Source organism: Methanocalculus sp., assembly GCF_029762515.1.
Lineage (GTDB): Archaea > Halobacteriota > Methanomicrobia > Methanomicrobiales > Methanocorpusculaceae > Methanocalculus.
In genome coordinates, this window is the sequence record NZ_JARVGN010000329.1 from 1 (window position 1) to 2,636 (window position 2,636).

The 2,636-nt window shown below is 43.0% G+C and carries 2 protein-coding genes; both read left to right on the plus strand.

The genetic code is table 11. The features are described from left to right. A partial coding sequence (locus tag QCH34_RS10415) for a hypothetical protein (protein WP_300333823.1) occupies positions 1-595 on the plus strand: 595 nt, incomplete at its 5' end. Further along, the coding region (locus tag QCH34_RS10420) for an ATP-binding protein (protein ID WP_300333826.1) at positions 592-2,636 on the plus strand (2,045 nt) is incomplete at its 3' end. The genes QCH34_RS10415 and QCH34_RS10420, both read left to right, overlap by 4 nt.

The window sequence follows — 2,636 nt, forward strand, 5'->3', positions numbered from 1 at the left end:
GATCGAGGGTGATGATTCTGGTCTTGTACTTACCACATTTGGTGAGAAATCTCATGTGCGTCTCTACTCCGGCAGAGAAATATACCACTCATATGTAAAGGATGACAAAACCGCTGCAATGGAGATGTTGCAGACAAACGCTCTTTTTTACTCACCTGAAATTCGTGTTGTTGTTGCATACATTTTCCGGAAAAGAGGTGCAACTCGTGCCGAAACTGGCGTTGAATTTATCAAAAAAACAGTGTATGGTCACACGTTCAATCAGTTTACTATCGAAACCACTATTGCTGAACTTGAGCGACTTCAACTGATCAAAAAGGAAGCGGATGGGATATATGTCGTCCAACGCCTTCATGATCTTGTTTTTGCCCAACTCCTTACAGAGGAGGTGATGGCAGTTGTACAAGATGACAACACTGTAAGTGAACACCAAATAAAGGATCTTTTCGATCTCAAGTATGGCGTCACTTTTCTCGAATTCGAGGAATTGTTCTCACGACTGAGAAAGTCGAGGATTCCGAAACTGATCGTACCGGGGAGTTATGGTAAGTTTTCAATTGCATTGAACGTAGCGACGGAGGTTGGGTTTATATGACGGAAATAAGACTTGAAGATTTAGGGATTCAGAAAAATCCGTTTGAATCAATTATTGCTGATGAAGAGAGTGCATTTACATATACTCTTTACGGTAGAGAGACCGAAATCGAACGATTCTCTGAATTTATCCGGGAAGCAATCTTAAAAGAGACCCAGCAGAGGGTCATGGTTATGGGTGAGTATGGAACCGGAAAGACACACCACCTCCTTCATCTGATGCATAATATCAACTCCGGAACTTACGGCGAACATAATACGGCAGTCTATCTAGGCAATCTTGGAATCAGCTTCAGACGACTGTATGAGATTATTATACAGAAAACTGGTGAGAAAATACCGGAACTGAGCGATCTTATCAAAGAATTAAAGAATGTTGAACCCGATGACAGTGTAGAGCGCACCTATGCACCGGAGAAACTCAGAGATAACATCATAAAAAATCTAGGTCTTCTCATTGCCGGTGCCAAGAACCGGGGCATACGCGGAATTTTTCTCTTAATAGATGAGGCTGAAGACATTGTTCAGTCTGACAGCACCAATGATGTACAGTACTTTGTGCAATGCCTGCTCCATCTCATAAATGAACTTCAGGGAACTCCACTCCACATCATTATGGGCTTCTCACGTGAGGCCATGAGCCGGGTTACTGATCTCGGAAGTACTAGCGCAGAAGAAAGAAAGCTTGGAGATGCGTTTCTTCAGCGATTCCCAAATAAAATCCAGCTTGGTCATCTTTCTGAAAATGATGCCAAACAAATGATCCTTGATCGCCTGAATAGTGTCAGGTTTACAAAGAATGAGACATTCTTTCCAATAAAATCCGAAGTGATCGGTGTAGTCAGTCGACTGGTCAGTGGACATCCGCGTGAGATCCTTGCTATTATGGATCAGGCACTTCGTGAGACTGTATTATCCGGAGAACGGGAAATTGCTGGTTCACAGATGATTCAGGTTCTTTCAAAGCACGAGAGTTTCTATTCCAAATCTTTTATCCTCGATTGGAATAGTCTGAATTCACTTACTGAAGGGATTGCTGCAAAAAACCCTTCACTTGGAGAAGATTTCAGGCGACTCTCCGGTAAACTCCTCGGTGAAGACGGTGCAGTTACGGAAGATGATTTCACCGACATCGAATTTCCCGAACTTCTTACCCAACCAATTAGTGGGGTACGTATCCTTGAACGCAGGAATAATGAATTTGGTGAGATGGAATATGTGATTCATCCGGATGTTACGAATGAGGTTTTTAAGGAGAAACGATATGATTCGGAGATTGAACTTGCTATTGAGCGCGAAATTATTGATCTGCTCAACTATCCTGAGAAGCATCAGAGACAGCTTACATATGGTCTCTGGAAGATCTTCCAAGCCGGTTGGAAGGCAGAGTTTAATAATCAACAGGAGATTGGTTCTTCTTTAGTGATCATAGGGTATGTTAAGACTTCCTCTTCTACAACTCCGGTCAGTGTATTGTTTACATCTTACAAGGGCAGTACATTTCCTGAAGCTCTCTACATGGGCATTGTACAATCTCTTCGGTCACGGCAGGCAGGATTTGCCTATGTTCTTTATGACGGTCCGCGTCTCAGCACGGATGCCCATTACACCCGCCTTAAGAACACTTTACGTGAATCTAATAATGAACGCTTCCTTGCAGATATTCTCACCGTGCGTGCTGATGATCTTACGGTTGAAAAAAACCAGTTCATGGGACAGATCAAGTATCTAGGAAACAGGGATATTAGACCCAGTGAGGACATCAACCCCTCTGATCTGTTCAAGGAGCTCGATGCAGAAACCAAGCTTACGGATCTGATTGAGACACGGGCGCTCATTTATCCTGAGGAACGGGTTCGTTCAGTCGTGAACCATTTTGCGCATAATAATCTACATTCCTTTGCTATAAAAGATTTGAGGACCGCGCTTGGGAATGACCTATATATTGACACGGATTTTCTCACTCGCCTTAATAATCAACATTTTATCCGTAAGAACGGAGGAAAATGGCAGATCGCACAACTAGATGACGATCCTCTTTG